At 48.3% G+C, this 8,425-nt stretch carries 6 protein-coding genes and 3 tRNA genes; 5 read left to right on the top strand and 4 right to left on the bottom strand.

The genetic code is table 11. From position 1 onward, the window contains the following. Positions 1–496: 496 nt before the first annotated feature. The gene (pssA, locus tag ACRCZA_RS11500) at positions 497–1,303 is read right to left on the bottom strand and encodes a CDP-diacylglycerol--serine O-phosphatidyltransferase (protein ID WP_438674573.1); all 807 of its coding nucleotides are present in this window, start codon (positions 1,301–1,303) and stop codon (positions 497–499) included. Positions 1,304–1,396: 93 nt separating this feature from the next. On the opposite strand from pssA, the gene ACRCZA_RS11495 reads away from it, so the two are divergent. Further along, positions 1,397–1,864, top strand: a complete 468-nt coding sequence (locus tag ACRCZA_RS11495) for a DUF4124 domain-containing protein (RefSeq protein ID WP_438674572.1) — start codon at positions 1,397–1,399, stop codon at positions 1,862–1,864. Between the two features lie 314 nt (positions 1,865–2,178). On the opposite strand, the gene clpB is transcribed toward ACRCZA_RS11495, so the two are convergent. The 3 genes from clpB to rluD all read right to left on the bottom strand — a co-directional run bounded on the left by clpB (position 2,179) and on the right by rluD (position 6,773). Further along, positions 2,179–4,752, bottom strand: coding sequence for an ATP-dependent chaperone ClpB (gene clpB / locus ACRCZA_RS11490; RefSeq protein ID WP_438674571.1), 2,574 nt, complete (start codon positions 4,750–4,752; stop codon positions 2,179–2,181). Positions 4,753–4,946: 194 nt separating this feature from the next. Next, a complete protein-coding gene (gene pgeF, locus ACRCZA_RS11485; RefSeq protein ID WP_438674570.1) occupies positions 4,947–5,798 on the bottom strand; it encodes a peptidoglycan editing factor PgeF in 852 nt (283 codons plus the stop codon). 3 nt (positions 5,799–5,801) lie between these two features. Further along, positions 5,802–6,773 (bottom strand): 23S rRNA pseudouridine(1911/1915/1917) synthase RluD, encoded by a 972-nt coding sequence (rluD, locus tag ACRCZA_RS11480; RefSeq protein ID WP_438674569.1) that lies wholly within the window; start codon positions 6,771–6,773, stop codon positions 5,802–5,804. Positions 6,774–6,895: 122 nt separating this feature from the next. Here rluD and ACRCZA_RS11475 point away from each other — a divergent pair, with 122 nt between their 5' ends. The 4 genes from ACRCZA_RS11475 (at position 6,896) to ACRCZA_RS11460 (ending at position 8,247) form a co-directional block, all read left to right on the top strand. Further along, positions 6,896–7,657 (top strand): outer membrane protein assembly factor BamD, encoded by a 762-nt coding sequence (locus ACRCZA_RS11475; protein WP_438674568.1) that lies wholly within the window; start codon positions 6,896–6,898, stop codon positions 7,655–7,657. 228 nt (positions 7,658–7,885) lie between these two features. Further along, positions 7,886–7,961 (top strand) — tRNA-Phe (locus ACRCZA_RS11470). Positions 7,962–8,015: 54 nt separating this feature from the next. After that, positions 8,016–8,102: transfer RNA gene (locus ACRCZA_RS11465), tRNA-Leu, on the top strand. Between the two features lie 58 nt (positions 8,103–8,160). Further along, positions 8,161–8,247 (top strand) — tRNA-Leu (locus ACRCZA_RS11460). The last annotated feature ends 178 nt before the right edge of the window (positions 8,248–8,425 follow it).

The following is an 8,425-nucleotide window of genomic DNA, read 5'->3' as shown; positions in this document are numbered from 1 at the left end:
CAACTCAGGGTGGTGCATTTTACGCATCTCCCGGTTCGCGTCAAGTGTTTTTTTTCAAACTTTCTTCACGCTCATCAATCAGTAATCTAGTAGGTTACTCATCGATGACTGCCACTGGCTAACTGCGTTTCGCTGCCTGCCGTGTTAGTGGATGCGCATTATATGCAGCTGAACTTTTTGTGCAAGGGCTTTTTGCACTTACTGAATCAAGCGAACAAACTTTCAACAATGCGCGGATTGTTTAAGCGAAAACGCCTCATTTACTCTTATTTGTTCGTTTAGCATAGAAATCCGCAACAGGCTGCGCATGGATATAGCGCATTAGACATAACCAACGATGGATGAAAATCTTTGCTTATCCATTCATGTTTCACTTACTCCTTAGGCTCACCCTGGTCGCATTATCCGACTTCAGCCTAATTAAGCAGTTTAACTGTTACATAGAGGGACGTTAGCAACAATCGCGATCAAATCAGCTAATAGGTGCCGTAAAACATTACGGTTTGTCCTGTTCATTACCTTCGTTTATATCTGTCTCTGATTCACTCAATGTGCTATCCCCCAGCACATGAGCAACTTTCAGTTTTCCTACCGTTTTAATGGTGATCACCGGCCCAGAAATAGCGTACAGATAAAAACCTATGCATAAAATCAATGCAGGTTGTACCGAGACGATAACAAACAGTGCCACCACCACTAAGATCACCAAGAAATTAACCTTACCGCGCCAATCAATGTCTTTAAATGAGTAATACCGAAAATTACTCACCATTAGTAAGCCCGTTACAGCGGTCACTATCCCGGCAATCCAACTTATGTTTTTACCATCTAAGCTGTATTCATTTCCTAGCCAAATACTGCTGGCAATGATCGCCGCGGCAGCGGGGCTGGCAAGGCCTTGGAAATAGCGCTTATCTGCGATACCGATTTGAGTATTAAACCGTGCTAGCCTTAGCGCGGCACCCGCGCAATAGATAAAAGCGGCTAACCAGCCTATTTTCCCTAAATCTGCTAGTGCCCAGTTATAGGCGAGTAATGCTGGTGCCATACCAAAGGACACCATATCTGCCATGCTGTCATACTCTGCACCAAAATCGCTTTGGGTATTGGTGAGCCTAGCGACTCGTCCATCCAACCCATCGCAGATCATGGCAACAAATATCGCTATCGCAGCAGCTTCAAAATGGGTGTTCATCGAGGCGATTACCGCATAAAAGCCTGAAAATAATCCTGCAGTCGTGAATAAATTGGGTAATAAATAAATCCCTTTATTCTTTACTGTTTGATGAGAAGAATTTTGCATACACTTGTTCAGTAATTAGCTGGAATGTAACAGGGCTTCAAGATAGCATATTTTATTATCATGTCGATAAATGACCATTAAGGGATGATCCCCATGTTAACCATGACTCGATTTTCTACCCGTTTTGTTTGCGCATTTTGGTTATGTTTATGCTTCACCCCGACGATGGCGAGCGTGATTTACACTTGGGTTGATGAGCAAGGCGTTACTCATTACAGCCAAGAGCCACCTACCCAAGCCCAGCAACAAGCCCGTCAGCTCAATAGCCAAGATCTCGAACCCGCCAAAGTGGGCTATATTGCCCCTGCAAATAAGGATGAATCCGCTAAGCTCAGCGATGCCGAAAAATCCGCCGCCTTAATAAAAGAAAGGGATGCTAAGCAGGCAGAATCCATTTGTGACAATGCTAAGCACTATTTAAATGTACTGACGACCCACACGAACCTTATCCGCCAGAATGCAGACAAGACGAAAGAGGGGCAAGCCATGACAGAGGAAGAAAGACAAGCCGCCATCGCCCAGCAGCAGGAAAGAATTAAGCTCTTCTGCACAAAAAAATAAGTTGCAGCGCAGCTGGCTTCGGAACCCAATCAAGGCAATCAACCGCAGCGCAAATGGCAAATAAAAAGAGCCGAGTCATTGACTCGGCTCTTCCATTGTTTAGAGCTGTGGTTTAACAAATCTCAAGCCCGCTCTCCATGTTGCGTTCAAGGCTCAGAGACACACTCAGTGGCAGTATCCCAAGCGCGCCCTTCATATAGCCAACAACTCACGCCACAGGCATAGATGTTAGCCGAACGCCTTGCCTTAACCCTATTGCCAAGGAGCGCAACAGCACTTACTCACACATTTGGCTGTTACCTCTACCTAGACGACTATTGCTCGAAAGCCAACTCTCCCCCCGCGCAGCTCACCTTAATCGGTTTACCTGGTAGCAAATCACCACGCAGTAATTTTTGCGCCAGCGGATTTTCGACTTCTTGCTGTAAGGCCCGTTTTAACGGCCTTGCACCATACACAGGATCGAAACCGATTTCGGCGATTAATGATAACGCCTCGTCGGTGATCTCCAAGGTATAGTCCTTCTCGGCCAAACGTTGGCGTAACGAGGCAATCTGTATCGAAGCAATACGCTTGATATTGGCAGCATCCAAGGGATGGAACACCACCGACTCGTCGATACGGTTTAAAAACTCCGGTCTGAAACTGTGGGTAACCACATTCATTACCGCCGCTTTCATCTCTGCATAGGTCACTTGCCCAAAGCCTTCTTGGATAATGTCGGAGCCGAGGTTTGAGGTCATGATAATGACGGTATTCCTGAAATCGACGGTACGACCTTGACCATCGGTTAAACGGCCATCATCAAGCACTTGCAGCAGAATGTTAAACACATCGGGATGCGCTTTCTCCACCTCATCAAGCAAGATCACCGAATAAGGTTTGCGGCGCACGGCTTCGGTTAAGTAACCGCCCTCTTCATAACCCACATATCCGGGAGGCGCGCCCACTAAACGCGATACTGAATGTTTCTCCATAAATTCAGACATATCAATCCGCACTAAGGCCGATTCAGTATCGAATAAAAACTTCGCGAGCGATTTACACAGCTCAGTTTTACCCACACCGGTTGGCCCTAAAAATAAGAAGGACCCGATAGGACGATTGGGATCGGCCAGCCCTGCGCGGCTACGGCGAATCGCATTCGCCACGGCATCAACCGCTTCATTTTGACCGATAACCCGCTCGTGCAGCGCCACTTCCATCTGCAGTAATTTCTCACGTTCGCCTTCAAGCATTTTTGACACAGGAATGCCCGTCGCCTTTGACAGCACTTCGGCAATCTCCAGCTCAGTGACCTTATTGCGTAGTAACGTCATGTCCTGCATTTCAGCTTGAGATGCCAAGTCGAGTTGCTTTTCAAGCTCAGGAATGCGGCCGTATTGCAACTCTGACATCCGCGTAAGATCGCCTGCGCGCCGGGCCACTTCTAACTCTAATCTCGCCTGCTCCAGATCCGCTTTAATGTGCTGGGTGCCTGCTAACGCGGCTTTTTCAGTCCGCCAAATTTCATTAAGTTCCGCCGCTTTGGCTTCTACTTCACGCAGTTCGACCTGCAAATGTTCAAGCCTGCGGCGGCTCGCTTCATCATTTTCTTTGGCTAAGGCCTGCTCTTCCAATTTCAGTTGGATAGCACGGCGCTCGAGTCTATCTAATGATTCCGGTTTAGAATCCATCTGCATCCGGATGCTCGATGCCGCTTCATCAATCAAATCAATAGCTTTATCAGGCAATTTACGGTCAGACACATAACGGTGCGACATGGTCGCCGCCGCCACAATCGCGGGATCGGTAATTTCTACATGGTGATGCAGCTCATACCGTTCTTTAAGACCACGCAAAATCGCAATGGTGTCTTCAACGCTCGGCTCATCCACCAACACCTTTTGGAAACGACGCTCAAGGGCGGCATCCTTTTCAATATATTGGCGATACTCATCTAAAGTGGTTGCGCCAACGCAATGCAGATCGCCACGGGCTAAGGCGGGTTTAAGCATGTTGCCGGCATCCATCGCACCATCACCTTTACCTGCGCCGACCATAGTATGCAGCTCGTCGATAAAGAGAATGACTTGCCCCTCCTCCTGGGCAAGCTCATTGAGGACCGCTTTTAAACGTTCTTCAAACTCGCCGCGATACTTAGCGCCAGCGATAAGTGCGCCCATATCTAAGGATAACACCCGTTTATTTTTAATCCCTTCAGGCACTTCGCCATTGACGATACGCTGCGCTAAGCCTTCAACAATGGCCGTTTTACCCACACCAGGCTCACCTATCAGCACCGGGTTATTTTTACTGCGCCGCTGCAGCACTTGAATGGTGCGGCGAATTTCATCGTCACGACCGATGACGGGATCAAGCTTGCCCTGCTCGGCCCGCTCGGTCAGATCGATAGTGAATTTTTTAAGCGCTTGGCGCTGATCCTCAGCATTAGGATCCTCCACATTTTGGCCCCCACGCATTTTCGCGATGGTTTGCTCGAGCAACTCTTTGGTTGCGCCAGACTTTTTAAGGGCTTGGGCTAAAGGATCTGTTCCCTCCAAGGCCGCCAGCACAAATAACTCACTGGAGATGTATTTGTCTTTACGCTTTTGCGCCAACTTATCACACAGGTTTAATAAACGAATTAATCCTTGGGATAACTGCACATCCCCGCCTGCGCCTTCAACCTGCGGTAAACGCTCTAATTCCTGACTGATCAGCGAGCGCAGCGCACTGACGCGCATACCCGCTTGCGTTAATAAAGGATGGATTGAACCAGAATCTTGGTTAAGCAATGCCATCATCAAATGCAACGGTTCAATAAATTGATGATCACGCCCAAGAGCAAGTGACTGGGCATCCGAGATGGCAAGCTGAAATTTATTCGTCATACGATCGAGTCGCATACCGCCTCCTAAAACTGACGTGGTAGAGATAAACCAATCCGCAAAGCAGCGCTGCCGCTCGTCATGTTTATCAAATATGGCTAGGGCGCGCGAAGGAGGATTGGAGTGATATTTCGTTAGTTAAAAGATGGGGACTATTTGACCAATTTCAAGCCAATAGTGGATAAATAAATCACATTTTAGACAGGAAAAACTTAAGACTTAAGCCAAATCAACGATGCCATTCGTCCCGTCACTTGGTCGCGGCGGTAAGAAAAATAATCAGGGCTAGACACAGTGCAAATATCAGCGCTGTATATGTGGGTCAGCCCCAGTAGCCTCAAGCGCAAGCGAGCCAACGCGATGATGTCGGCCAGATATTTATCTCCCCGAGCCACAAAACAAGCCTCAGACTCAGAGTGCTGCGCCACAAATGCTTGACGCACTTCAGGGCCAACCTCAAACGCTAAAGGACCAATTGCCGGCCCAAGATAGGCGTTTAACTGCGCAGGGGGAGCCGTAAAACGGGCAACGGTGTGCTCAATCACCCCGTTACATAGGCCGCGCCAACCCGCATGGACAGCAGCAACCGCACGACCTTGGCGATCACACAGCAATACGGGTAAACAATCTGCCGTCATCACCGCACAAACCCGTCCTGCTAAATCGGTATAACTGGCATCCGCAACATACCTATCCGCAACATACCTATCCGCAGCAACGGTATGCTTATCAGCAAACGGCATAAGCTTATCCCAAGCAGGGTATACGCCTGAAGATAATTGGCTATGTTGCACGATATCTGACGGCACCGAGTTAAAATGCGCAGCGTCGACTTCGGCTAAATCGAGTACTTGGGTGCCGTGCACCTGCTCAAGCCACACAGGTTCACTGGGCAACTGTAGCTGGTTAACTAAGCGTGCGCGATTGGCAAGTACATGCTGCGGGGCGTCCCCCACGTGCAGCCCAAGATTCAGACTGTGGTATGGCGCGGGGCTAACACCACCATGACGATCCGTCATGGCAATGCCAACATTTGCCGGTACTGGCCAATCGTGCACTAACACCGATTAATACTCGACAGGATGTTCAAGGGTGTCTTGGCGCAGCGCCTTCGTTAAGATCACCATATCCTCAGGAATTGGCGCCTGCCAACTCATGATTTCACAACTGATAGGATGGGCAAGTTCAAGGCGCACCGCATGCAGGGCTTGGCGCTTGAAGTTTTTCAAAATTTCAAAAAACTCTGGGCTCGCCGCTTTAGGTGGCTTTGGACGTCCGCCATACACGGGATCCCCTACCAACACATGGCCAATATATTCCATATGCACCCGGATCTGGTGAGTACGTCCTGACTCCAAACGTAATCTTAAGCGCGTATGATTACGAAACTTCTCCGCAACGCGGTAATGAGTCACCGCCGGCTTACCCGCATGGTGTACCGCCATATGGGTACGCTTCGTCGGATGGCGACCAATAGGCTCATCGACAGTGCCCCCCGCGGTCATGGTGCCCATCACGATAGCTTCGTATTCACGAGTGATTTCACGAGCCTGTAAGGCAGCGACAAGGTGAGTTTGCGCCTCAACCGTTTTAGCCACCACCATTAACCCGGTAGTATCTTTATCGAGACGGTGCACAATCCCCGCGCGCGGCACGTGCTCAATTTCGGGGCAATGATGCAAAAGTGCATTCATTAGCGTACCATCGGCATTGCCCGCTCCGGGATGCACAACTAAGCCCGCTTGTTTGTTGATTACTAGGATATGGTCATCTTCGTAAACAATATTGAGATCAATGGCCTGAGCAGCAGCATGCACTTCTTCTTCCAGTGTCGCTGCAATTTCAATCTGTTGTAGCTCAAATACCTTCTCGCGGGGCTTATTTACCACTACACCATCGACATAGACTGCATCAGATAGGATCCATTCCTTGATGCGCGTGCGCGAGTAATCTGGGAACAACTCCGCTAGTGCCTGATCTAATCTCAGGCCAGTTTGTGTTGCCGAAATCTCGCTTTTTAGATTAATCTCTTGTGTCATAGGAACCGTATCCCCTTTTAGGGGTCAAAAAAAGTGTGCTATCTGTTACAATCGGATGTTTTCTATTTTATAGTGAAATGGAAAAATTCTTAACTACAACTTAAAAAGAATTGAATTCAAGTATGTATAAATTTTCCAAAGGCGTAACCATAGTCCTATTTTCACTCGCGTTATCAGCCTGTAGTAGCAGTCCAGAAGATAACGACATTGCCGCCAAAACGTCACCTGATGTACTTTATTCTCAGGCAAGAACCTCAATGGAGCTTGGTAATTACGCCAAAGCCGTCCGCACGTTGGAAGCATTAGATTCTCGCTACCCCTTCGGCCCTCACAAAACGCAGGTTCAACTCGATTTGATTTATGCGTATTACAAGATGGACGACGTGGCTTCCGGTATTGCCAATATCGATCGCTTTATTCGTCTTAATCCCACTCATCCGGATATTGACTACGTCCACTACATGCGTGGTCTTGTCAATATGCAAGCGGATAGCTATTTGTTCCACGATATGCTTAATATCGACAGAACCGATCGCGATCCTAAAAATGCGCAAGACGCTTTCAAGGATTTTGATCGATTAATCAAAACCTACCCTAACAGCAAATATGCCGCCGATGCACAAAAGCGCATGTTATCGCTCAAAGATCGCTTGGCAAAATATGCCATTCAAGTGGCCGAATATTATCTGAAGATGAACGCTTGGAGCGCCGCAGCTATCCGAGCTCAATCCGTGCTAGAAACCTATCCTGGCACCCCCGCAACCGAGCGGGCATTAGAGATAATGATAGAAGCTTATGGCGAATTAGGTCAAAACCAATTGAAGCAAAACGTGCTCATGGTAATGCAAGCCAACTTTCCAAACAATGAAATCTTATCAAACTAACCAATAATGCCCCGACTCAGGGGCATTCTTTTAGGTGCAACTGAGGTGCAGCAATCAAAGATTGCTGAGCATTTACAGGCGCTAACGCTACGCCTTGGTTGCAAATCCTCTCCGCCACCGCGTCACCCCAGTTATTCGAGCAAAACTTGTGCAACTAAACCTGTTTTTAGGGTATTTAGCAAAAATCTATTGACTCAAGTACTGAAAACCCTTTAAATTGCGCCCGTCGCCCGAATAGCTCAGTCGGTAGAGCAGAGGATTGAAAATCCTCGTGTCCCTGGTTCGATTCCGGGTTCGGGCACCATCTTTAAGTTGGTTGCTTTGGCGGCCAATGTTAGAGGATTGCAAAAGGTACAGTGCAGGTGTGGTGGAATTGGTAGACACGCCAGCTTCAGGTGCTGGTGCTCTTACGGGCGTGGAGGTTCAAGTCCTCTCACCTGTACCAAATTGCAATTCAAGTTTTGATTCGATTATCGTGAGTTAATCCGTGATCGAAGAACCATGCAGATGTGGTGGAATTGGTAGACACGCCAGCTTCAGGTGCTGGTGCTCTTACGGGCGTGGAGGTTCAAGTCCTCTCATCTGTACCAACATTTAAACCTCGCTTAGCGAGGTTTTTTTGTATCTGTGATTCGCCTCCAGCATCCTCGCTCGGCCCTCGCGACCACGTTTGCCTCGTGTCATCCTTTGCACCATTCTGCCCATGTGGAGTCATTACCACTATCTGCACTATCTGCACTATCTGCACTATCTGCACTGTATTGTCTC

Source organism: Shewanella sp., assembly GCF_051658185.1.
Taxonomy (GTDB): Bacteria; Pseudomonadota; Gammaproteobacteria; order Enterobacterales; family Shewanellaceae; genus Shewanella.
This window is presented reverse-complemented; position numbering and strand designations above follow the sequence as displayed.